Annotated in this window: 23 protein-coding genes and 1 tRNA gene; 9 read left to right on the top strand and 15 right to left on the bottom strand. The window is 54.5% G+C overall.

The window, feature by feature from the left end; genetic code table 11:
* Nucleotides 1–103 precede the first annotated feature (103 nt).
* The 3 genes from FIV02_RS17285 to FIV02_RS17295 all read left to right on the top strand — a co-directional run bounded on the left by FIV02_RS17285 (nucleotide 104) and on the right by FIV02_RS17295 (nucleotide 3,531).
* Nucleotides 104–457, top strand: a complete 354-nt coding sequence (locus FIV02_RS17285; protein ID WP_152489312.1) for a hypothetical protein — start codon at nucleotides 104–106, stop codon at nucleotides 455–457.
* Nucleotides 454–804 carry a hypothetical protein gene (locus FIV02_RS17290; protein WP_152489313.1) on the top strand — a complete coding sequence of 117 codons (351 nt, stop codon included), beginning with the start codon at nucleotides 454–456 and terminating at the stop codon, nucleotides 802–804. Before FIV02_RS17285 ends, FIV02_RS17290 begins: the two co-directional genes overlap by 4 nt.
* A gap of 420 nt (nucleotides 805–1,224) precedes the next feature.
* Nucleotides 1,225–3,531 carry a DotA/TraY family protein gene (locus FIV02_RS17295; protein ID WP_152489314.1) on the top strand — a complete coding sequence of 769 codons (2,307 nt, stop codon included), beginning with the start codon at nucleotides 1,225–1,227 and terminating at the stop codon, nucleotides 3,529–3,531.
* On the opposite strand, the gene FIV02_RS17300 is transcribed toward FIV02_RS17295, so the two are convergent.
* From FIV02_RS17300 to FIV02_RS17325, 6 genes are all read right to left on the bottom strand, one after another.
* Nucleotides 3,532–3,756, bottom strand: coding sequence for a hypothetical protein (locus tag FIV02_RS17300; RefSeq protein WP_152489315.1), 225 nt, complete (start codon nucleotides 3,754–3,756; stop codon nucleotides 3,532–3,534).
* Between the two features lie 15 nt (nucleotides 3,757–3,771).
* On the bottom strand, nucleotides 3,772–4,293 hold the full coding sequence (locus FIV02_RS17305) for a hypothetical protein (RefSeq protein ID WP_152489316.1): 522 nt from the start codon (nucleotides 4,291–4,293) through the stop codon (nucleotides 3,772–3,774).
* A gap of 15 nt (nucleotides 4,294–4,308) precedes the next feature.
* The gene (locus tag FIV02_RS17310) at nucleotides 4,309–4,524 is read right to left on the bottom strand and encodes a hypothetical protein (protein WP_152489317.1); all 216 of its coding nucleotides are present in this window, start codon (nucleotides 4,522–4,524) and stop codon (nucleotides 4,309–4,311) included.
* A 105-nt stretch (nucleotides 4,525–4,629) separates the two neighbouring features.
* On the bottom strand, nucleotides 4,630–5,076 hold the full coding sequence (locus FIV02_RS17315; protein ID WP_152489318.1) for an HAD domain-containing protein: 447 nt from the start codon (nucleotides 5,074–5,076) through the stop codon (nucleotides 4,630–4,632).
* A 46-nt stretch (nucleotides 5,077–5,122) separates the two neighbouring features.
* On the bottom strand, nucleotides 5,123–5,425 hold the full coding sequence (locus FIV02_RS17320) for a hypothetical protein (protein ID WP_152489319.1): 303 nt from the start codon (nucleotides 5,423–5,425) through the stop codon (nucleotides 5,123–5,125).
* On the bottom strand, nucleotides 5,425–6,069 hold the full coding sequence (locus FIV02_RS17325) for an AAA family ATPase (protein WP_152489320.1): 645 nt from the start codon (nucleotides 6,067–6,069) through the stop codon (nucleotides 5,425–5,427). Before FIV02_RS17325 ends, FIV02_RS17320 begins: the two co-directional genes overlap by 1 nt.
* Nucleotides 6,070–6,356: 287 nt before the next feature.
* On the opposite strand from FIV02_RS17325, the gene FIV02_RS17330 reads away from it, so the two are divergent.
* From FIV02_RS17330 to FIV02_RS17350, 5 genes are all read left to right on the top strand, one after another.
* Complete coding sequence (locus FIV02_RS17330) at nucleotides 6,357–6,608, top strand: AbrB/MazE/SpoVT family DNA-binding domain-containing protein (protein WP_152489321.1); 252 nt, start codon at nucleotides 6,357–6,359, stop codon at nucleotides 6,606–6,608.
* The gene (locus FIV02_RS17335) at nucleotides 6,601–7,551 is read left to right on the top strand and encodes a tyrosine-type recombinase/integrase (RefSeq protein ID WP_152489322.1); all 951 of its coding nucleotides are present in this window, start codon (nucleotides 6,601–6,603) and stop codon (nucleotides 7,549–7,551) included. Before FIV02_RS17330 ends, FIV02_RS17335 begins: the two co-directional genes overlap by 8 nt.
* Before the next feature lie 212 nt (nucleotides 7,552–7,763).
* Complete coding sequence (locus FIV02_RS17340; RefSeq protein WP_152489323.1) at nucleotides 7,764–8,555, top strand: TraX family protein; 792 nt, start codon at nucleotides 7,764–7,766, stop codon at nucleotides 8,553–8,555.
* Between the two features lie 142 nt (nucleotides 8,556–8,697).
* On the top strand, nucleotides 8,698–8,817 hold the full coding sequence (locus FIV02_RS25120) for an MbcA/ParS/Xre antitoxin family protein (RefSeq protein ID WP_306085269.1): 120 nt from the start codon (nucleotides 8,698–8,700) through the stop codon (nucleotides 8,815–8,817).
* 583 nt (nucleotides 8,818–9,400) lie between these two features.
* A complete protein-coding gene (locus FIV02_RS17350) occupies nucleotides 9,401–10,258 on the top strand; it encodes a DUF5677 domain-containing protein (protein WP_152489325.1) in 858 nt (285 codons plus the stop codon).
* A gap of 218 nt (nucleotides 10,259–10,476) precedes the next feature.
* Here FIV02_RS17350 and FIV02_RS17355 read toward each other — a convergent pair whose 3' ends face one another.
* From FIV02_RS17355 to FIV02_RS17370, 4 genes are all read right to left on the bottom strand, one after another.
* Complete coding sequence (locus FIV02_RS17355; RefSeq protein WP_152489326.1) at nucleotides 10,477–11,841, bottom strand: RNA-directed DNA polymerase; 1,365 nt, start codon at nucleotides 11,839–11,841, stop codon at nucleotides 10,477–10,479.
* The gene (locus FIV02_RS17360) at nucleotides 11,838–12,380 is read right to left on the bottom strand and encodes an SLATT domain-containing protein (RefSeq protein ID WP_152489327.1); all 543 of its coding nucleotides are present in this window, start codon (nucleotides 12,378–12,380) and stop codon (nucleotides 11,838–11,840) included. Before FIV02_RS17360 ends, FIV02_RS17355 begins: the two co-directional genes overlap by 4 nt.
* A gap of 263 nt (nucleotides 12,381–12,643) precedes the next feature.
* Entirely contained in the window at nucleotides 12,644–13,537 is an 894-nt protein-coding gene (trfA, locus tag FIV02_RS17365) for a plasmid replication initiator TrfA (protein WP_152489328.1), read from the bottom strand.
* Between the two features lie 5 nt (nucleotides 13,538–13,542).
* Nucleotides 13,543–13,746, bottom strand: a complete 204-nt coding sequence (locus FIV02_RS17370; protein WP_152489329.1) for an AlpA family transcriptional regulator — start codon at nucleotides 13,744–13,746, stop codon at nucleotides 13,543–13,545.
* A 25-nt stretch (nucleotides 13,747–13,771) separates the two neighbouring features.
* On the opposite strand from FIV02_RS17370, the gene FIV02_RS17375 reads away from it, so the two are divergent.
* Entirely contained in the window at nucleotides 13,772–18,208 is a 4,437-nt protein-coding gene (locus FIV02_RS17375; protein ID WP_152489330.1) for an ATP-binding protein, read from the top strand.
* Between the two features lie 106 nt (nucleotides 18,209–18,314).
* On the opposite strand, the gene FIV02_RS17380 is transcribed toward FIV02_RS17375, so the two are convergent.
* The 5 genes from FIV02_RS17380 to FIV02_RS17400 all read right to left on the bottom strand — a co-directional run bounded on the left by FIV02_RS17380 (nucleotide 18,315) and on the right by FIV02_RS17400 (nucleotide 23,158).
* On the bottom strand, nucleotides 18,315–19,688 hold the full coding sequence (locus tag FIV02_RS17380) for a hypothetical protein (protein ID WP_152489331.1): 1,374 nt from the start codon (nucleotides 19,686–19,688) through the stop codon (nucleotides 18,315–18,317).
* 366 nt (nucleotides 19,689–20,054) lie between these two features.
* Nucleotides 20,055–20,801: a hypothetical protein gene (locus FIV02_RS17385; protein ID WP_152489332.1), complete on the bottom strand. Its 747-nt coding sequence runs from the start codon at nucleotides 20,799–20,801 to the stop codon at nucleotides 20,055–20,057.
* A complete protein-coding gene (locus FIV02_RS17390; protein ID WP_152489333.1) occupies nucleotides 20,798–22,018 on the bottom strand; it encodes a tyrosine-type recombinase/integrase in 1,221 nt (406 codons plus the stop codon). Before FIV02_RS17390 ends, FIV02_RS17385 begins: the two co-directional genes overlap by 4 nt.
* A gap of 166 nt (nucleotides 22,019–22,184) precedes the next feature.
* A tRNA-Thr gene (locus FIV02_RS17395) sits at nucleotides 22,185–22,260 on the bottom strand.
* A gap of 55 nt (nucleotides 22,261–22,315) precedes the next feature.
* Nucleotides 22,316–23,158 carry a S1 RNA-binding domain-containing protein gene (locus FIV02_RS17400; RefSeq protein ID WP_037056125.1) on the bottom strand — a complete coding sequence of 281 codons (843 nt, stop codon included), beginning with the start codon at nucleotides 23,156–23,158 and terminating at the stop codon, nucleotides 22,316–22,318.
* Between the last annotated feature and the right edge of the window lie 8 nt (nucleotides 23,159–23,166).

Here is a 23,166-nt window from a genome sequence, read left to right on the forward strand (position 1 = left end):
TGCGTAACCTATACACGTTATAATGATACTTTATCGTATATATGTGCTTTCGCATTAGGCATGGTATAAATCGCTGCCGTTATATATCTGTGAGGGCACATTCATGCCGTTTAATGCCGACCATCTCAGCGCACTGCTAGAGCAGCTAGAAAGGTCCGATCCGCCGAAGCTGGCACCGGCCGGCATATTCGAATTCACCCGCGAAAATGCGCAGCGCATCCGACAGTTGGTTGATCGTGGATGGCCGCTAGATGTCCTGCTACAGCGATTTCTAGACGGCTGCTCCGACGATAAAAAACCGGCGCTTCGGACTCTGCGCACTCATTACAAAAAAGCCACTTGCGATCAGCCTGGCGGCACCAAAAAACGCGGCAGGCCGAGAGGCAGCAATAAAAAAGCTCAGGTCACGGTTGAGCCATCACCGGTTCGAGAATCTCTTCGGGAGTTCCTAAAGTGAAGGCGCTACTCGAATACATCGCTGAAAAATTTCTGCAGTCACTGTTGCGCGAACATGCTCGTGAGCTAGCTAATTATGACGACTTGGCAGCGCTTGCCAAATTGGCTCGATGGGCGCGGTTGTTTTCTAGTGCATGTAGCGTTATCGCAGTCATGGGGCTTGGCATGATAGCGCTAATTCCATATCTGACGATCAGCACTTTTATCAATCAGGCAATACCCGCTGCGATGGTCTCTGTCCTGCTAATTTTTATTAGCGCATATCTCAATGCAGTTAGTGCTATAGCTGTTCAGATTATTGATAGGAGATCGCTAGGAGGCTCAAGCAATGGCTACCTTAAAGCGTGAGTCAGCGCCTGGATTTATCAGAAAATCAGCGTCAACAATCCTTGCCACAAGAACAATAAGGGCAAACATAGCAGCCGGTAAAGAGCGCTTAAGCTTCCGGCTTCTGCGCCAGGTCGTACAAAATAAGCTAAACCAAGAAAAATTCAAACCGTTCACTGACGTTGATTCAGAGGTATTAAGACGTTCTGCACGAAATCACCTTATGATGATTCTCTTAATGTTCCCCATCCTACTCTGGTCTACGATAATTCTTGCTCGCGGCCTTGGTGCGCTCGTGCGGTTCTCGGAAATTACTACGTGGCTGCTATATGGAGCACTCCTAGTTGTAGTTTGCGTTAGTCATCTATTCAAAAGTTATATTTCACGCTGGAACGCTCTGGCGGAGCTGGCGCGTCGCAACCCAAAATAGCGAGGCCCGTCATGAATAAATTCCTGCATATAGTCCTGCTAATGTTCGCCAGTCTCGCCGCATATGCTAACGAAGGGCAGCCATTGCTGGATTTGAACAATCAGCCTGTAAGCAGGCTCGACTTCGGGCAGCAAATTATTGAGTTCATTGCTGCCTCCGGCGGGAATGGAGTCACAGGCCTTTCTCTCGCTAGCGTGCTCAGCAAGAGCATCAACTTGATCGGTCTTACCATAATGTCAGCCCTGGCGGTCGTTGGCGCGGCGACCTTCGTCATCCAGACCGGGAACAAAGGGACGCCAGGTGGCCAGGTGGTTTCGAGCTTTTGGGCTCCGATCAGAATTACGGCCGCGACAATCCTCCTGATTCCACTCGGCAGCGGATACTCGACGATTCAGTACGGCGTGATAACGATTGCTGAGAAGTCGAACGGCCTGGCTAATTACGTAATGGGAAAAGGCCTTGACTACATTTACACAAATGGAAACTACACACCTCCTGCGCTAGAAGACTCCTCACAGGTAATCCTGGGGTGGATCGGTTCTGAGGTTTGCATGAAATACGTAAACTCGGTGACGGAGACCGAGTGGATTTCACGCCAGGCAAGAACCGAAGATCGCTGGTCTGCAAAAACCTTTGTCTACAGCTACGATGTAAATGAAAATCCACAGAGTTCGACGAAATCTGATCCACGGCGCGGATATTGTGGGGCAGTGTCAGTTCAGGCTGTATCAGAGGAAATCATCCCTGACAAAAAGAGCTATCAATTCGCCGGGCCAGAAATAGTTAGGGACAAATTTCGCGCCGTTATATCCGAGACCCAAAAAGAGGTTTCAGAGATTGCTGACCTGATCCTCAGCGACCAAACGTCATTGGCAGCCATGCAGAAAAACGGGGCCTCGGCCCAGAGCCAGTTTGAAAACGACTATCTTAAGTCTGATGGCTCCGTTCAGGCTGCGGCAGAGCGATACGTGGCGCTCACCAGAGAGTTCAACAGCAAGATGGCATCTATTCTCGCCACTACGGTCAATCAGATTTCTACTGATAACGCTGGTGTGAGCTGGGTTGAGGAGACGAAGGACAGCGGCTGGCCTGCGCTCGGGACGGTCTTCTGGCAGAACATAGTTACTCAACAACGGATTAACGGTCTGGCAAAAAGCCTAAGCATCTCCTATCAACAGCCAGAAGTAGATAACGACTTTGACAAGGACGAGCGCTTTATAGAGATGTCCATGCGTGTGCGGGGGCTAAGCAAATTTGCTAATAGCATCCCAAGACCACTGCAAAACATGGAGGGTGCCAATCTTGTAGCAATATCTAACGCTGGCCAGGATGGAACCGCAGATGGTCTTAAAAAATTAATTGTCAATGCATCACAGGCAATTGGAAGATCGCTTGTAATCGGTGATCTCAACTCGGACTTAGTAGTGACGCTGCAGAATAGCGGGTCACAGATCACCACCTTCAGCGAAGCTGCGTGGGCAGCAATTGTTTTCGCACAGGCGAATGCACAGGCTATCGCTAAGGCTGCTGATAGAGTATTTGAGGGCGTCAAGAACGGCGTATCCCGTATACCAATCGTAGGCTCTATATTCTCAAGTGCCGCATCTGTAATAGGTGGCGCGGGGACGTATGCGACAGAGGTTGCGTCTGGAACAGTCAAGGGCATGGGCGATCTAATAAAGCTCCTGTTAGTGCCGATCATGATAGCCGGTGTTACTCTTGCAGTTGTTCTCCCAGCAATCCCGCTGATGCTGTGGTTTTTCGGTGTGGTGTCTTGGATGCTATTTTTTATTGAGTGCTTAATTGTTAGCCCAATTTGGCTATCGGCACATGGCGCAGCAGAGCGTGACGGGTGGGGCTCTGAACACACTAGGCAGGGATACATGCTCATGATAGGCCTGTTTATAGGTCCAGCTTTCCGTGTAGTAGGTTTCCTGCTGATAATTCTGGCCCTCAGGCCAATCAACTTGTTAGTTGGGTGGTTCTTTAGTTACGTCCACGGGGTCTTAATTACCAGCTGGATAAGCCCCCTGATAATAGCGGCATCTCTACTTCTTTGTTGCACATTCGCGTACACCATCCTTGTTCGTGCGTTCTCCCTCCCGAACGAACTGTTTGAGAAGTGCCTGCGGTGGGTGAATGGTGGTCAAGAAGTGACGGGCGAGAAAGACTCGACAACCGGGACAAAGCAAACGACAGCTGTCGCGTTCAGCAAGACCGAAGTAGCTGGAGAGCGTGCGCTGTCGACGGTGGGAGTGAAGGCTACGAACTCCACGCCCACGATGCCTGGGGCCCAGCCTGGAGGGTCATTGTCCTAGCTAGTAGGCCAGATACACACCGTACCCGAGTAGCGCTGCGGCGGCGTAAACACACAGCGCTACTAAGGGAACGTTGCGGGTGCGCATCAAGGCGTGGCCCTTGTGCGTCACCCCAGCCGCTTGCATCCACTCTGCGGCTCCTCCGGCAAACGTGCTCACAGACAGTGCCAGCCCAACAATGGCCGGTGCCAGCAAAGTGCCAATGATCATCATGATTTCGCTCATGTCCCTCTCCCTTCCTCAACCAAATAGACGGCTTGCAAAACCGGCGACCGACGCAAGCCCCACTAGGCCAGACACGAAGTTCACGCCGAGCCTCGTGAACTCAGCGAAGTGGGCGGAGCGACCCATACCAAAAGCGAAAAGCCAGGCATGTTTCCAAGCGGCCAGGCCGTGGGTCCAGAAGTAGGCCCCGCCGAGGATGCCCAGGACGAGCCCCGCCCAGTTAGAGCCGGTATGGGCATGTGCGTGCAGGTAGTACAGCCCGTACAGAAAGAGGCTCGCCATGATGCACACGAGCCATACATTCAGCAGTCGCATGGCCGGATTTCCAGCATGCTGGCGGCCCAGGTAGAGCCTGATCTTTCCACTGCTGATGTCCTGTGTGGCCCCTAACACGCCCAGACGGATTAGGGTCGCGGCTGCGGCCTGCGCGTCGTCGTCATATGCCTCCTTGTTCCAGGGGCACATCACCGAGACGCCGGCTGGTGCAGCCATTACTGACTCCGCGAACTTATCCAGCAGGTTGTTTGCGTTCTGCATCACCCCCCTCCCCTTCTATGCCTGGATCAATTCTACCGGCACTCGGCCGCTAATCAGACCGGGAAAAACGACCGAGTCTGCCACGTGGCCATCGCTGATGACCTCTATCAGCAGGGAGGTCTGCCCCCTGAATTGGCAGCGACTGATCGTGATCGATTCACCCTCGTCCAATATCGGCAGCTCGCGCGATATGACGATCCCTGCATCCAGCGTGTATTCAGCAACAACCATGATGAGCCTCCTAGCAGTCAGGGTTCGGCGTGCGCCGGGGAAGCGACTTCTCGCCTTACAGCAACATCATATGTAACTTAACCAAATTACGCAACTTACGTAAGTTTAATTTTTCTCTCCCCACCTTTCTAAGATTTCCCGCAACTCACGCTCCTCTGCCCCTCGAAACCCGTCATCGCAGATCACCAACCGCCAAAGTGAAGTCCAGCAGGGAGCACAATCATCTAGAGCAACCCACTCCTCACCTGGTGCATGCGCGTCCAGCCAGGCCAGCGCCTCTATCTCGCGGCCACCTGGATATCGCGCCTCATCGAGGACTGGGGTCACGCCCACAACGCGGTGCTGAAGGTCTTCTGGAAAAAGGACGCGTAACTGATCAAGCGTACGGGTTACACGCCAGGTGCTGCTGATCACGATCTGGACCTCGGGATACTGAGAGAGGACTTTGGCCAATCGAGGCAAATAAGAAAGCTGGCCAGCTTCCGACTGAGGCCGATCTCGTCGCGGCATCAGAGGATGCAGCACACCGTCGATATCAAGGAACAGGATCATGCGACATCCCTACGCGAACAATCATAACTTACGTAACCACACTAAGTTATTCGCTCTGCACAGCTTCCAGCAACGCTACAACTTGCTCCTCGCTCATCGCAGAAAGGGCAGCGACACCTGCTCGAACCACATCCGAGCGAGTAGCGCGGAAGCCTCTCGGGATCAAGCTAAGCCGATCGATCTCCTCACTGATCTGATCTGTGAGTGAGAAAGTCACCCGCTTGAACACAGCTCTACTCTCCCCCTGTACCGCAGAGTTCGACTTAACCTTTGCGCCGCTGATAAAAGACTCCAGCGCCTCCTCTTTGCGAGGCTGCTGCCCTTTACTCAACCCCTTAAGACCGGCCATTACACATCCTCCAAAAACAGTCCGTTGGCAATCAGCTCGATCTCCTCGACAGCCTTAGTATCGGTTCCAGCCTCTAGCACCGAGCTGCCATTTTCATCCGCGTCGTCGTATACATTCCTGGCCGTCGTGAAGGCTTGCAGGGTCTGAATCCCAAACGACGCACATGCATCCTTAGAATCGAGTATCCGCTGCCCCTGACTTGGTAGTGCTGGAGCCTGGGTGATAACCGCTCGCACAGTAAGCTCAGGATTGACCGCCCTCGCCAAACGCACCAGGTTTTCTACATTAGGGAGCGTTTTAAGGTCTCTCCGCTTGGGGCGAAACGGAATCAACATGTGCGTCGCGACCGTCATCGCAGATCGTAACGCCTCAGAATCAGCACCGCCGGCATCAACGACAATCTCCTCATAGCGCTTTTGGAGATCAAGCAGTGTCTGCCTAATATTTCCGTGAGCCTCCACCACAGGCAGAGCTGGTAAGACGCCTACTTGCTCCCGCTCTCGCGCCCAATCAACCGTCGTTCCTTGAGGATCTGCATCCAGCAGCAAAACGTCACGGCCTTTGCGCTGGAGCCATACCGCCAAGTTCTGGGCCAAGCAGCTTTTTCCAGAGCCGCCTTTCTCGCCACCTAGAAGAACAATCATTAAGAATCTCATGCCAGTTATTTAATGCGAGTAACTTACTTAAGCTCGGTAAGAAAAACAACGCACTGAAGAAATATCTCGATTGGTGACAGCGAAAGCCACAAGAAGCCACGAAAAACCATTTACGCCAGAAATGGCAGAAAAAGCCACGCGATGAATTTGGCCTGATCTGCCACTGCCGGCCCGAATGGCTTCAGGTGGCTTTTTCTGCCATTTTGGCAGTGCTCTCTAATTACCGATAAAATACGTTATCGTTAATTTATGGAGAAACGAGGAGGTGCGCGGCCATGACCTGGACGGTGAAGATCGAGCAGGATGAAGACGGCAATCTAGTCGTACCGCTGCCTGACGAGCTGCTTACCCAGCTTGGTGTTGGGATTGGCGACTCCCTCTACCTATCTGAGGAGTACGTAGTCACTACTCGCTGCCTCGTGCTGAGCAAAACGCCGCAGGTTCCAGATCGAGTCGACGTGCTGGTTGAGCATTGGAACAACGAAGACTCGGGTACGAACGAAGATCCAGGTACGCGGCATGAATGACGTCACTGCCCTGATCGAACGCCGCCTGACCGCCGCCGAGTTCCAGAGTCTGACCGAGGTGCCGGCAGCGGCCGAGTGGTTCGCTAACCTGGACAACCCGCGCACCCGTCGCGCCTATCAGGGAGACATCGCGGATTTCTGCGCCTTCCTCGGCCTTCACGCCCCGGACCAGTTCCGTGCGGTCACGCGCGCTCATGTCCTCGCCTGGCGCGGCCAACTGGAACAACGCGGCCTTTCGGGTTCCACCATCCGTCGCAAGCTGGCGGCGCTGGCCAGCCTGTTCGACTACCTGCTGGATCGCAATGCGATCACTGGCGGCAACCCGGTGCAGGGCGTGAAGCGCCCCCGGATCGAGAGCAACGAAGGCAAGACGCCGGCCCTTGGCGATCACCAGGCCAAAGCGCTCCTTGATGCTCCCGACCCAGCCACCCTCCAGGGGCTGCGCGACCGCGCCGTGCTGGCGGTGCTGTTGTACCTAGGACTTCGACGCGAGGAGGCCGCTCGCTTGACCGTCCAGGACATCCAGGAGCGCCGAGGTATCAAGCACCTGCGCGTGCACGGCAAGGGCGGCAAGCTGCGCTACCTGCCGCTGCATCCGGTGGTTCAGGAGCGCATTCACGCCTACCTAGAGGTATCCGGCCACCACCTAGATACGGGGCGACCGTTATTCCTGCCGTTGCGCGGCCGGGTCACGGGCACCGGCCTCAGTGCCGACGGTATCTACGCCCTGGTCGGACGCTACGCGCGCACGGCCGGCGTCGAGGTAGACGGCCTCGGTGTGCATGGCCTGCGCGCCACCGCCGCCACCAACGCCCTAGAGCACGAGGCCGATATCGCCAAGGTCCAGCAGTGGCTAGGACACGCCAACATTAGCACCACCCGTATCTACGACCGGCGCGAGTCTCGGCCGGAGGACTCGCCGACCTTCCGAGTGCGCTATTGATGCGAGAAGCCCAGCCCAGAAACAGAACGGCCCCGCAATGCGGGGCCGTGGTCGTACCTAGCGTCATCACCGGCATGCTGCGTGGGCTCCCGGGAGAGGGCGGATTAGGGCTGCGCTATCATTGTACTGCCGCCTCGGACCTAACAGGTAGCCCTGCATTCCTCCTCCCCGTCCCGGCGCAAAGCGCCGCCCTTGTAGGCTCCGACAGCTAGATGAACCACCGTATCTCAGGCGTCAATCCATTCGATTTCTCGTTGCTGAGGCCAGACAACCCTGAGGCACTCTCGCCCGCCCGATCCTATTCACTTGATCTGGTGAAGTGGCTGGCTCTCCTGACCATGCTCTTGGACCATCTTCGATTTGTATGGCCACAGCTATCAGGATTATTGGTACCTGGTCGCTTAGCATTTCCATTGTTTTGCCTTGCTATCGCAGCGAATGTTCGCCGTTCGCAGCGAGGAGAAGTGTTCACTTCGACTAACCAGCGCTACGCAGTTTCGTTGTTGGTATTTGCGCTGATCAGCGAACTGCCCCATCGCCTGCTGGTCGGCGTGGATAGCCCGACGGTGAATGTGCTCCCCTCCCTGCTGCTTGGGTTGATGGTCGCCTGGGGAGTCCACCACCGAACCTTCAGCAGCATCGCACTTGCGATAGTTGCTTTGGTCGTCAGCATCGCACTGCAACCATGGATCATGTACGGCATGCCGGGCGTCCTGCTGCCGGCCACACTGTTGATGGTGATGGGAAAACCTCATACGACTTGGCTGATACCTGCCACACTTTTCCTGCTGGCAAACATATCGATGGACGTGCTGGCCGCAGCGTTAACCGGGGAGCTGTACCCAGTCATACTGGCGGGAACACTGCTCGGTGCGCCTTTGATAGCCCTATGGCTGGAGGGAACGAAAGTTAGGTTCGCAATTCCTTCCGTAGGCCGATGGGCATACTGGTTCTACCCATCGCATATGCTGGTTCTGGGTGTTGCTCGCTGGCTGTACAACTAGAACCAGTTCGCCAGGGACCTCCAGCCAAACGAGGGCGAAATGCATGATCCAAAACGGCATATCCGGAAGCCTGGAAAGAATAGCTGCCGCCTCCCGGCTAGCCGAGAAGGTATTCGAAAGTAGACCGGCGGCTGCTCAGTGGATGGCAAAGCCAAACAAGGCCCTCGGCGGCAGTGCGCCAGTTATGCTTTGCGAGACGGAGATTGGTGCCAGGCAGGTTCGCAGTGCTCTCCTTGCTCTGGAATGGGGTGGTACCGTCTGAACAAGAGCGACTCAAGGCTAAAGCAGCATAAGCGCAGCGCCGTCCGGCCGGGCTCAACCCCCGAATGCGCCCTCATTCGAGTGCCGTCACATGAAGCCCTAGCAGCGCAAAGCGAACGAGATGGCGTGGGTATTCGCAGAAGATTAGAAAATGATTAAAGACAGATTAGCGCTTCGCACGTCCCCCGCTGTATAGCCCGTATTTACTGGTCTCAAGGCAGATATCCACACCCGCTTCCAAGGGTGCTGGAACGGTATCTGCAGGGGCGTCAGAACGGTATTCGTCGGGGTGCTGGAACGGTAGCCTAGGGTGCTAGAACGGTATCGTCAGGGGTGCTGGAACGGTAGGCCTCTCGCTACTGTGTAATTGCAGTCACTTGACCGCCCGTGTGCATTTGATCTGACCATTCCAGATTTCAGCTGAGAGGGAGCAAATCAGTTTACTTTGGGAGGCATGTGGCTGAGGTCGACAGATAGTCGGTAAATGTGAAGATCCTTGCCCTTCGAACCCTGTCGATTGGGTTTCTCGGGTGCCCATGCACAGCCTAAACTCAAACGCTCAGGGGAATTCCGGGGAGACGCGCATGCAGTACCAGCGAGCGGAAGAGCTGGAAAGGGAGTTCGGCGTCCTGATTGGACTGATGGCTGAGATGATCACGGCCCAGGCAGAGCAGCACGACCCGACAGCCGATATCCCGATGTGGATGTTCAGTCAGCATGACTTGTCCAAGAAGCTTTTTCGGCACATGTGCTCGGTGCGTACGCTTCTAGAGCCCTCGCCATTTAGTAACGAGACGATCCCGCCTTACAGCTTCATCGATCACTCATCGATGGCAGTGCTGACTCGCTCTGCGCTTGAAAACTACCTGGTGATGACGTGGCTTCTCAGCGGTAGCAACGAGTCGTTGCGAGCGTTCAGGCATAACGTGTGGGAGTACTGCGGCTGGAAGAAACGAAGCAAGATGGCTGCGACCACAGATGAAGCACGGGAGGCCCGCCAGAAGGCTGAGGCGGATGCAGCGGCGCTTTGGCCAGCAATCTATGGCTCGCCGCACTACCAAGAATACACAGCCCCACAGCAAGATCGCCTCCGCAAAGGAAGTTGGGATGTAGGATGGCATTGGAACGATCTAGCCGTGGAAGCTGGGCTGCACAAGACTTACTTCACCTCCTACTACCCCTTCCTTAGCGGTCATGTACACAGCGATTTCATTGGTGTATTGCAGAATGGCCAAGCTATCCACCTCGCTGATCAGTACATGCTAGGGTCGGGAAGCTTGCAGGTGATCCTGATGTTGATCGGGCACTTCGCTCACCATTACGCGAGCCTCTTCCCACCTGCCAATGAGGTTTTACACAACGCCGGAATCGCCCAGGAAACCGCTGAAAAGTGGAATTTCCGGGCAGAAGATATGGACTTTTTCTATCGGTCTGAAAGCTGATCATTCACGCACAAGGCCCTGGCCAAGCAGGTAAATCTTCAAGTTGCTCAATGTGGCTGTACCGAATGACACAGCCATACCGAAATTCTCTCCGCACCCCACACGTATTTCTGGTCAGATCAAAAGCAATTGACTGGCCACATCCTATGCAAACAGTGGTCAAATGGGGGGGCAATTTCCCAGTTACCCGGAGACATCGTCACAGTTGACTGGTCAAGTCAGGATGTGTGGGCGATGTCTTCTTCCAGTTCCCGAACAGCCTTGCTTACTTTGATTGCAAAGCGCCGTTCGACTTCTGCGTCAGATAATATTCCGGCTTCAGCGCCGAGCCATATAGCCAGGACTTCACGCTTTTGTTCGACATCGAGCTCGTCTAAATTTGGTATGTAACGGTGGCTACCTGAGGTTCCACGCTGTAGCTCATAAAAGGTTTTGATTAGAGATTTCGGACGAACCTCACCTCTCGGGCAGAATCGATCATTCAGTTTCCTAATGGTGTGGTTAACCGCGCGTAACTGCGCTGTTGTGGTGATTTGCGAAAAGTAAGCAACCCAGCCAAGTCGTTTACCCTCGAAGATACATCCGGTAATTCGGAGATTTAGCTTCCACTGACAGTACGCCTCGGCACGCTCCCTGTCGGCGCGGCCTCGAGCACTCATGAGCTTGTGCTTGTAGGCAGTGAATATTTTGGCGATAGATGCCTCAAACCTCAAAATGCTCTCACGGCGAATGAGGATACTGCTTCCGTCAATTTGATACCCCAAAAAGCTGAAAGGCTCCACTAGGCTCGCTACCTTGGATTTTGAATCCGGACCAAAGTCGTGAGGATTTAGCTGTAGCTTTTTCAGTCCCGAGATCAACTCCCTCGCTGTAGACATGGCTTGTCCCGCCGGCGCGAGAATCAGGATGTCATCGACATAACGCTTGTACCAGATGCCTGGTCGAGCCTTGAATTCTGAGTCAATGTCCTGCAATGCGATCTCAGCAAGCAAGTTGGAAATCGCCAAGCCCTGAGGCACTCCAATAATCGAATTAGGAGTATCTTTTCTACCTTTAGATTCGGGTACGGTTGGAGTACTAACTGCGTCTCCGATGAGGCGCTTGAGTTCAGGTTTCCGAATCTTCTTGTTTATAGCAGTGTTGATCAGCTCATGGGGAATGGAAGGGTAGAAACTCTTCAGATCAATCTTGGCATACTCAACATAATCTTCAGAAGCCAGAGCAGCTTTTAGCGAGTCGATGACTATCTGAGGCAGGGTGAGCTTAGCCCTGGGGAATATGTCCGCTAGACACTCACACAAAGCACGCAGGACGATTCTGTCTCTGGCAGTTGGAATGGAGATCTGCCTTGGGCAGGAGTCGGCTCCTTTAAGGATCAACTTCTCTTTGTAGGCCGTGAACCGGTATCGGCCTTGCTGAACCGTCTGGATGATATGGTTAAGCTCATCGTTCAGCCTGCTATCCAGGCTTGCAGGTCTTGTTCGATCAAGCCCTATCGCACCCGAGTGCTTGATCTTTTCAGCGTAGATCCGGAGCAGGCTTTTTCTGGCAAAGTGTTTCTTAAAACTACGAGCCGCACTCATTTCGTAATCCAGGCGTATAGCCCAACGATTACGGGAAGCACGTAGAGCCCGGCGGTGATAACAAAACGCATAGTGAGCCAAAGGACAGCGTAGCAGCTCTCAAAGGCTGTCGGCTCTCTGCTAGTTAGCCCCTGAGCGAAGACGCGTGCAATACGGTCGTCGATTTCCCGATGGTTTTCCGACTCAGCCAACAGCTCATCGTATTTGTTGGCTTGCTCTGTAGTAGGCGCGGAGTCAGCTGGAAGCTCGCGGTGCAGCTTCTGCAATTTTAGGTAATTGTTGCGCATGAGCATGGCTCTAACGCGGAAGTCGCGGTTTGTTACCGCGAGAGAAACCCCAAGCAGAGCTACCGAGAGTATGGTGGCCATTACATCAGTATCGGGACCGAGCAGTCCGCTGTGACGGATTGTCAGTACACCTAGTGTCGCGCTAAGGATCGCGTACCACACCAAAAGTAACTGTGAGTGAAAATCCAACCACTCCAGGCGCTTATGGGCTCGAATACGTGCCTTATAGGTGAACCAGACGTTGTCCTTCACTGACACCTCTCCTTGAAATTAGGGAAGGGGCAGGAGGATTTGAGTACCGTTGAACATCCCTGCAGCGGGATCAGCGGGCGTGAGCCCAACAGCCGAAACTGTTATTTATCAGAACCGCCCTCGCTCACGCGAGAGGAGAAACCTGCCCCTTCAGGCTTGATCTTACAATGCCACCATGAAGAGTGGAAGCGAGGAGGCTTGCGTTGAGGTTCACGCAAATAGACTGATCATGCTACTACGATACATGCAATGCGGCCGCCTAGTTAGATAAGTGCCTCGCGCATCCTGGCTAGATGTCGCCGCTGAGAACAGCTTGGGGTAGTTTTGACCCGCACCAGAGCCCCCTGAGTCTCGTAGCTAAAGGACTGCCCCTTTGCAGCGCTCACACCTGACAGAGAGTCGAAGGCACGGCGCAAATCCTTTTTATAATCTGACAGAGAGCTGGCTCGGCTCCCGCATAGCCGATGCAGCGTCTCAATTTTCAATGGGAAAGGGGCAGCATGGCTGGCATAGAAGCCATGTAGCCACTGCGCGAGCGGCTTTCCATGCAGCGCTTGACGAACAGACCAATCCACTTCCGTGAACTGATCACCAACAAATAGCGTCTGCAGCTTTGGGTTCAGTCGAATGACATAGCTCCGGGTTCTATCCTCGCAGTGCTCACGATATACCTCTTGGAGCAAGCTCCCCTCATATGAATGCTCGCCAAATCGCAGCTGCAAAGCGGTCGCCTTTAGTCTGCTCAGATGTCTATCTAGTATCTGGCGGTTCTTGCCTGTATCGGTTCTGCCAAGCACCTTCAGGAGTCGATAAGCCGTCACCCTACACTCAGCGCCCAACGCCTGAGCTCTAGCCATGTGCAGTACGGTCACCCATACGTCGAGATCCCCCTGATCAAGCATGACACCGGTATAAATAACGCTGTTTCCACCCTGCGCATGAATCTCCGAACGCTCAAGATACGGGCGGCGACCTTTGCTAATTGCGCCAAAAAGTGCTGAGCGCAAGGCTATATTCGGCACACGCCGCACAGAGTCCGACCACTGAGGCAAACGGTTCGATGCCCATGAATCCGGAGACAGCTCTAATCCGAGCTGCGCGCTTGCACTCTTACATCGCGCTTCCAGCAAAGCACGCTGTCGCGCAGGAATCGGCATGGCGATTACTGCACGGAGGCGTTGATTTTATCTGCAACCCATGCATGAACGCGTTCAGCCGGCCATGCCACAGAGTTAGCGCCGAGCTGGATGGCAGCAGGAAACTCGCCCGCCTTAATAAGCCGGTATACCTGTGACTTACTAAGGCCCACTAGGGCGCAGACACTTGGAAGGCGGAGCAGTGCTGGTGAAATAGCTTGTGTAGCCATCTAGTCGGATCTCCCTGGAACCGGATTGGATGGCTATGGATTTAATGGCACGTCAGGCAGACTGTCCTGGCAATTGCAAACATCGAAAGCAAATGCCAAAAAATCGAAAAACACGCCTATAGACACGTTACCGATGACCGCATCAAGCAAAGCAAAGCCTCGCATTCAGCGCACCTTCGGTGACATTTCCCAAGAGGGATATGCGGATATTGAGCAAGCATCGGTGCTTGCACGGATGAGGTGGTCAGGCGCAATCGGCTGGGACAAGCTACTTGAGTCGCAACGTATCCTTATCATTTCGGAAGCAGGTGCCGGCAAGACCTATGAATGCCGCACCCAACAGCAAACACTGTGGTCCCGAGGCGATCCTGCGTTCTATCTAGAACTGGCGCAGCTCGCGGTAAATAACCTGCGAGATTTATTGCTAGTAGACGAGGAGGCAAGGTTTGACGCATGGCTGACCGCACAGTCTGGTGTTGCTACTTTTTTTCTCGACTCAATTGATGAGCTCAAACTAACCCTTGGCTCCTTTGAGATAGCGCTCAAGCGCCTGAGCAAGGCTATTACCGGCCAGCTTGGCAGGGTTCGGATCGTTATCACGACACGTCCGATAGCTATCGATCAGCAACTGATCCAGAAGTATTTCCCTGTACCCGATCCGATTGAGCTGACAGCGAGCGGCAAAGTATTTGCTGACATCGCAATGGGCAAAGAGTACAGGAAGACTGCCCGGGAAAAGGAAGCAATCGCTCCTATATGGCGTAACGTCGCCTTGATGCCTCTTTCAGACGATCAAATCCGAGAGATGGCGGTAATCCAGGGTGTCGAGGATGCCGGCGCACTGCTTACTGACATCCGCGCACGCAACGCCGAGGATTTCGCACGTCGGCCACAAGATCTGGTGGAGCTTTGCGCAGACTGGCGGGAACACCACCGAGTCCGCCTTCACAGCGAGCAGGTGGCGCACAATATCGGCGTCAAACTAAAACCCCGCACCGACCGGCAGGAGTCGGCGCAGTTATCACCCGATAAGGCGTTCGAGGGAGCAAGTAGACTGGCGCTTGCCGTACTACTGACCCGCAAGCTAACTATTCAGCTCGGTGCGGAGGCGAACCAAGGAGGGGAACCTGGTACTTCCCTCGACCCCTCGTTGGTATTACATGACTGGACGACAGAGGAGCTAAAGACTCTGCTTGAGCGCGCCCTGTTCGGATTCGCAAGCTACGGCCGGGTTCGGTTCCATCATCGATCTGTGGTCGAATTTCTTGCGGCGCAGCGTCTTAGAGAGCTCCTAGGACAAGGCATGCCTATCAAAGCAGTGAAGCGACTGCTGTTTGCCGAATCCTCGCAGAACATTAAAGTCGTCCGACCGACAATGCGTCCGGTTGCGGCCTGGCTGGCCACATTGCAACCGAGCATCTTTTCTGAGCTATGCATACGCGAACCCCAGGTGTTGTTAAACCATGCTGACCCGGAGTCGCTACCACTCCCGCAAAAAATCGACGCATTACGGTGCTATGTACAACACCACGGTCAAGGTGGGTGGCGTGGATTACGAGCTCCACGCGTGCAGGTACATCGTTTCGCCACTCCTGATTTGGCCCCCGTCGTACAGAGCCTGTGGCGGGCAGGGATCGAGAATCAAGAAATTCGTGAGCTACTGCTCCAACTAATCGGTGCCGGACCGATGCCCACATGTGCTGATATTGCTTATGACGTCGCGAACGACATGACAGCAACGCACAGCGAGCGTCTCGACGCGACCATTGCACTGCTACACCTAGACGATCCAAGAGTTGAAGCGCTTACCAGGTCGATAACAGACGTGCCGGAACGCTGGCCAGATGGTCTTGTGCGGAGCGCGGTCGTTCAAATGTTCCCACAGCACATAACACCTGAGTCGTTCTGCAGAATAGTGGGACGCGTTCAGGAGACGGAAAATACGGTGGATCAACTTAGGTGGATGTTACCGCATAGCATTGGCGAGCTAGAGTTCACGACAGGTTATCTGGAGGCACTGTGCACGGGCCTGACAGATTTGATTACTGAAGGGCTCGTCTGGGGCAGCAAATGGCCTCATCTCGTGAGCAACCGTTCACACCTAATCCCAATGTTGGCTGCTGTCTGCCACAGGCTCATTCATAACGGCAAAGCAGAAATCGAAACATTGCGCTCTTCGGTGATCGCACTGCGCCTCGGATGCGATGATTACGACCACAAAGAACCTATGCAAAAGCTACGCGCGGCGTTTAGCGAGCTGCCGACGCCACTACGCGAGAAAATCTTCTGGACCGACGACACATTTGTGGAAAGCCTGCATTCAGAGACTGATCCTTGGTCGAGATTGTGCCGAACATTCTACCGTGGTCCGCTAAATCTCAACGTTATGAAAGATGGCGCCTGGATGCAGCGTGCTCTTGCCGACACTGATCGTCCGCTCTCAGAACGAGCCATGATGCTTCATGCCTTGCTGCGTGAAATCAGCGATGGCGACTGGAGCCCCCATATAAAGCGCCTCAAGATACACGCCGCTGATCAACCAGAACTACTCGCCTTGATTGATCGCGACATCGCTCCGAAAGAATCTGATCCCGAAACGACCCGCCTTAAAGCGAAGATGGAGCGAGACCGTCAAGCCAGAGAAAAACTTGAGGCTAGAAGGCATGCCGATTGGAGAGCATTCTGGCATGAAGTCGCAGAACACCCCGAGACAGCTTTCAGCCCCGACAGTGAAGCTGGCACGGCCTGGGATCTATGGCAGGTAATGCGGCGCTCTGGCAGCGAAAGTCGCGTCTCGGGATGGGATCGCCCTTTCATTGAGAAATCGTTCAGCAAAGAAATAGCTGACCGGCTACGTACGAGCATGCTCACAATCTGGCGCAATGATCGTCCAACGCTTCGCTATGAAAGACCAGCTAATGAAAAGGGAACATTCCTTGTTCGTTGGCAACTTGGGCTAGCTGCAATCTATGCAGAAGCTGAGGACATCGATTGGGCACGCAAACTCTCTTCAGAGGAAGCCGAGCTTGCGGCACGGTACGCACCACTTGAGCCAAACGGATTCCCCGCGTGGCTTGAGGCACTCGCTCGCGAGCATCCTGCCGCAGTCGAACAAACACTAGGGCTAGAGCTGACCACAGAGCTCAACGAGATAGCAGCATCTCACTCGCTTGCGATCTGCCTCCAAAATATTAGCTATGCGCCAACAGCGGTAACAGAAGTATTCCTGGCACGCTTGCGCGCTTGGCTTGATGGCCACTCAGGCAGCTTGCGCGAGGCTGAAGACGAGGTAGCCGCATTCGAGCGAATTGAACGCGTGATCGACATCCTCCTTGAATCCGGCGATGAAGATGCCCGAAAGCACATTCTCAAGATGGCTGAAGATCACCTCCAGGTGACCGAAATTGGATTGTTTACTCAGGCTTGGCTGACAACTCTGATGCGTCTTGATCCAGCAAAAGGAGTCGATACCCTCGACTACTTGTTAGCACCAATTGAGCCCGCAGCGACTAGCGCCGCTGTAAACATATTCGGCACCATGTTCGGCGACCGTCACAGCAAGCTACGCATTGACTTGGGAAGCTCTGGCTTCACTCCTGCGCTACTTCTACGCTTATCCCGACTAGCCTATCTACATGTCCGGCCCTCAGATGACATCACCCATGAGGGAGTCTACTCACCAGGGTTCCGCGACCACGCCCAGAGCGGGCGAAGTGCTTTATTCAATGCGCTTCTCAACACCAAGGGCGCCGAGGCTTGGGCAGTCAAACTTGAAATGGCTGCAGATCCTCTCTTCATCCACTTCCGTGACCGACTCATTCTGCTTGCTCGAGAGAAGGCGGCTGAAGAAAACGATAATGCCGTTCTAACAGAGTCTGAAGTGGCCATTCTCAACCGCTACGGTGAGGCACCGCCAACAACCCGAGAGGATATGTTTGCGGTGCTTGTTGATCGACTCGACGACCTAGAAGACTTGCTTCTTCAGGATATCTCGCCTCGTGATGCATGGGCCCTGATAAAAGACGAAAAAATAATGCGCCGAGAAATCGCCCGCGAGCTGAAGAACTCCTCCAACGAGGTCTACACGGTCGACCAAGAGTCAGTTACCGCTGACGAGAAGGAAACAGACATCCGGCTGCGCGCATTGTCGGGCCAGCAAGGAACCATCGAGCTCAAGCTCGGCGAAAACTGGTCAGGTCGCGTCCTACGCGACACGATCAAAAATCAACTCGTTACCAGATACATGGCGGCTGAAAGCTGCCGATCTGGCTGCCTTCTCATCACTGTAGCTAGTAATCGCAAATGGGAGCACCCAGATACCGCAGAGATGCTTGATATTCAGGGGTTGCGAGCAATGCTCGAAGCCGAGGCCGCCCGAGTCGTTCATGAAATGGGTGATTGCTTGCGCCTAGCGGTCAAAGTGCTTGATCTCAGGCCACGCTGCGTAATTGCACGGACTTGACCACCCATTTGCATTCGACCTGACCAGTCATTTGCATTGGATTTGACCAGCACACTGGTAGCCTTGACGGACAAACAGTCGACCCAAGGCGGGCAGCTATTGCACCTTAGGTCAACTCCTTGGACGGCGGCCGGGTAATGTGCACAGCGAAAGCATAATCACAGGTCAGCGGGTCTGCTAAGACAGCTAACCAAGGTTGGTTGCCGCAATGGTGCGGATGGACTTTCCGATAATTGTTATCACACGTCGCGTAAAATGGGCATTTTGCGGTTGCGTTCTTCGTGCTCCGCAACCTCCCTCCACTAAAGTGTGCGCCGACAAATTTATATGCAGCATGCATTAGACGCCAGCCGTCGGACATAGGTTGTAGGGAGGCATCCTGATTAGCGAAGTCGTACATCACATCTCGGCAGAAATCGCGATCTGTTCCGTCATCTCTATCATGTCCATCGCGCTCTTGGATCAGAATTGGAGCGCCATAGGTGCGTATGGCTTCTTCAAGACTGGCTGGACCATTACGGAGTTGCTCGATAATATCTAGCTCGAAGAATAATTCGGTTCTTCGACGCAGCATATTGGCTCGCATGCGCGAAGCTGTCAGCTTCACAACCTGCCCCATTGGTTCATCAAGAGGGAACAACCCTTCGATCAGCTGAAGCGTTTCCTCAGCTGAGTCCCAAAACTCATCAAGCATCCGCATACCCAACTCTCGGATTGCCTGCTTGGGGTCGAGGTCGTGTTTACTGGCGTTTTCTCCGGATTCAAGGAGTTTCTTTAGCGCGCTGGGAGGGTCGGGATGCTGAAGTGACGCAAGGGCCGCCATTAGCACTTCCTCACGGTCGAGGCTTGGCGCGATATAGCGTGCCACCCCTATCACAAGGAGATATGGGTCAAGACTGGGAGGCGGCGACAAAGCTCCTAGGGCGATCAAGGCACGTTCCTCAAGCAAGAAGGCCGCACACTCCAAAATCTCGTGGGTTCCGATCGTGGCCTCATATACCTCAAATTCAACTCCAGCCGGATTGCCGTACTTTACGCTGCACTTGATTTTACTTAGGGCAATTGGATGGCTGGTATCGACTAGCTGCAAGTCGGCTCCAGTAAAGCAGGAAAGCCCCAGCTCTGCGTTGGTCGGCAGCGAACTGATACTCCTCCCGCGTAGCGTCTGCATGATCTGGTATTGATGTTCAATATCCTGGGCAGTAACTTCGTCCAGCACTATCTCGCTTTCACTCCACCCACTTGGGCCGAAGGACCAACGAAAATTTGACCAAATCATCGTCAGGTTGCAGAAGGTAGTTAGTCCGAGCAGCGTCGAGATATTATGTAGGTAATGAACCCATTCATGGGTAAACATCGCAACCTGCTCGGGGGTCGTGAAACCGGCTAGATTTTCAGGGTCAGAGAATGCAGGGAATTCCCGCTTTAGTGTTATGACCTGCATTTCGGGACTATAGGTTGCTGCTGTGACTCTTGCCATATTGTTCTCCTTAGTATGGCAGCTTACCTAGCTTGTACTGGTTCGCCTTTATCAGTAACCGTGCACTCAGGCTCAAAGCTATAATGCATCGAATCCGCACAAATAATGCCCAGCATATCAACCTTAAGCTGACGGCTGCTCTCACGGAGGGTCGCTTTGGGTCGGCTTATGCCGGTCATCGCAACGAACCGAGTTGCGTACCAGGTACAGATGCTCTGCAGATCGGCTGTGGAAAACTGGGCAATTGCAATGAAACGCTTGGTCAACTCGAATGCAATTGACTGGTCAGTGGCAATGCAAACAAGTGACTAGTGGGGGGGGGCAATTTCCCACACGCCTCGGTGGTGGGTTAAAACCTTAGGTACTTCAGCCCTTCCCTTCCATGTACTTCTCGATCGTCTTGTGACTTCTAGGCAAGTCGACCCCAGCGGCCTCGGCTAGACGTATCAGGGCAAAGTACGGGTTTGAATTAGAGCGCCGTGGTGTCCTGAGATCAGATGCACGGCGTTTTATTGTCTCAGCTCGCTTGAGGGCTTCAGCTACCTCTTTCTCTGATAACGTCGCTCGATTTGGTATCGGGTCGACATGAGCGCGATCAACCTCTTCGATTAACTTTGCCAATCCTTGAGTCAATGCCTGAACAGAGCTCAGTTCCTTGCCCAAGATACCTTCTAAGTCATCATTTTCAGGTATTTCTGCTGTCTCTTCGAGCAGGAACCCTGGGCATTCATGGCCCGCATTCAAAATCCATTCAGCCATTGATGTTTTAGAGAAATAAACGCAGCTTGCAGGATTTGCAGTGTAATTTCGCTCTGACTCGGAATAGCACTCAAAGAGAGGGCTTCTCGCCGTAGGTGAATTGTCCCAGCTACCGAAGTAATTGAGCAAACTCTCGAAGTCAATCATGTGGTTCTTGGCTGATCGACGAGAAGAGGTTGCCCCCCCTACCCAGCAAACCTGCTCAGGTAGCTCCCCACCGTGGGATTCAAAATAATAATCAGACAACGCCTGTACCAGCTCTCGCAGATCATACGCGGCCTCCTGCAACCCAATTCCATGGTGGCTAGCATGCTCGGGAACAAATTGGGAGAGACGAACCAGACCAGTATTCATGCGCGCTTCTCCATTACAGCAAGAGAGTGGAATTCGATACTGCTTCTGGCTAAAGAGTCCAAATAATCGGCATACCACTGAATCATCTCTCGCCTCCCATCCAGGTACTGAGCATGGTTATAGGTGCCGCGAATGCTGTTCTTGTCCACGTGCGCTAACTGAGTCTCGACCCACTCGCTGGGATATCCCTGCTCGTGCAGGGTGGTGGACATCGTGTGACGGAAGCCATGACCAGTGGCGCGCCCGTCGTAGCCGGAGCGCTTCAGCAACTGATTGATAGCGGCTTCGCTCATTGGCTTAGCCGGATCGTTACGGCCAGGGAACGCAAGCGTGTAGCCGCCAGTGATGCTTTGCAGTTCACGCAATGCGGCGAGCGCCTGCTTGGAGAGCGGTACGAGATGAGCACGGCGCATCTTCATGCGCGCAGCGGGGATCAGCCAGAGCCCATTCTCGAGGTCAAACTCAGACCAAGGAGCCCCTCTCAACTCCGCCGTTCGAACCCCTGTCAGAATCAGCAGCCGAGTAGCGATCTTCACTACGTCGTGCCCCGGACACGCCTGAATGCTGTTGATCAGCTCCGGGATTTCAGCAATAGGGAGGAAGGGGTAGTGTCGAGAGGTTGGGGTCTGCAGCGCACCTCCAATATCTGCGATGGGGTTGTACTCGGCGCGCCCCGTGGCAATCGCGAAACGGTAAACCTCTTGGCAGCGTTGACGAACCTTGCGCAGCTTCTCCAGGGCTCCACGCGCCTCGATGCGGCGGAAAACCTGTAACCAGTGCATAGGCTTGATGTCGGTTAGCGGCAAATTCCCCACCTGGGGAAAAATATCCAACTCGAAAGCCTCCATAACATCACCGGCATAGCCTGCAGACCAGCGCGGCGACTTATGCTGATGCCACTCCAACGCAAGGCTCTTGAACGTATTAGCGCGAGATATCGCCGCCTGGGCACGCGCAACCTTCCTTTCAAGCCCCGGATGCCGCCCCTGCGCAACAAACTGGCGAGCGTCAAAAGCAAGCTGCCTTGCCTGTGCGAGCGTTACCTTGTCGAGAGTGCCAAGGGAAATGTGCGACTGCTTGCCATCCAGGCGGAATCGGAAGCGCCAGGATTTGCCACCTGCCGCACGTATCCAGAGGAACAGACCGCCGCCATCGGCAAGGCCATAGTCCTTCTCGCGTGGCGCAGCATTCTTCACCTGCAGAGCCGTCAACGGCATGCCGAGTACCCATAGATTATTGAACAATCTAAAGGTACTCGCAGAGGCACTCAGAAGACAAGCGCTTGGATGAGACTGGATGGCACCGCATAAAACAAGAAGCCCGCACTAGGCGGGCTTCTTGATGGATTCATGACACTGCTTGGCACTGCATGAAACTGTTTAATGGTGCCGGAGATAGGAATCGAACCTACGACCTTCGCGTTACGAGTGCGCTGCTCTACCGACTGAGCTACACCGGCTACAAGACGCCGGCATTATGCGAGTTGCCGCGCCCGCGCTCAAGTCGCCACGCGCTCAATTGTCGAGCAATTCGATACGGTCGTCGTGGATGCGGATCAGGCCCTGCTTGTAGAGCCCGCCGATGGCCTTCTTGAAGTTGCCCTTGCTGACGCGAAACTGCTCGGCGATCAGCTCGGGCGGGCTCTTGTCGCCCAGCGCCAGCACACCGCCCTGCTCGCGCAGGCGCGCGACGATCTGCTCGGCGAGGCCACTGGCGGCCTCACGGCCGATCGGTTGCAGGCTCAGGCTGATCTTGCCGTCGGCGCGCAGTTCCTTGATGTAGCCCTTCTCGCGCATGCCGCTGCGGATGAACTTGAACAGTTCGTTCTTGTGGATCAGGCCCCAGTGCTTGCCGTCGATGATGGCCTTGAAGCCCAGGTCGGTGCGCTCGACCACCAGCAGGTCGACCTCCTGGCCCACCTGATAGTCGGCGGGCACCTGGTCCAGATGGCGGTCCAGCCGCGCAGTCGCGGTGAGACGGCGGGTGCGCTTGTCCAGATAGAGGTAGATCACGCAGTAGTCGCCGATCTGCAGCGGGCGCTTCTCTTCCGAGTGCGGCAGCAGCAGGTCCTTGGGCAGGCCCCAGTCGAAGAACAGGCCGACCCGGTTGATGTCCACCACCTTGAGGCTGGCGAACTGGCCGAGCTGGATCTTCGGCTTCAGGGTGGTGGCGATCAGCTTGTCTTCGCTGTCGAGGTAGATGAACACGTTGAGCCAGTCCTCGACTTCGCTCGGCGTGTCCTTGGGGATGTAGCGCTTGGGCAGGAGGATTTCACCATCCGCACCACCGTCCAGGTACAGCCCGAAGTCGGTGTGCTTGACCACCTGTAGAGAATTCATCCGCCCGATTACGGCCATCGTGTTCC

Origin of the sequence: Pseudomonas sp. THAF187a (assembly GCF_009363395.1) — a bacterium.
GTDB lineage: Bacteria > Pseudomonadota > Gammaproteobacteria > Pseudomonadales > Pseudomonadaceae > Aquipseudomonas > Aquipseudomonas khazarica.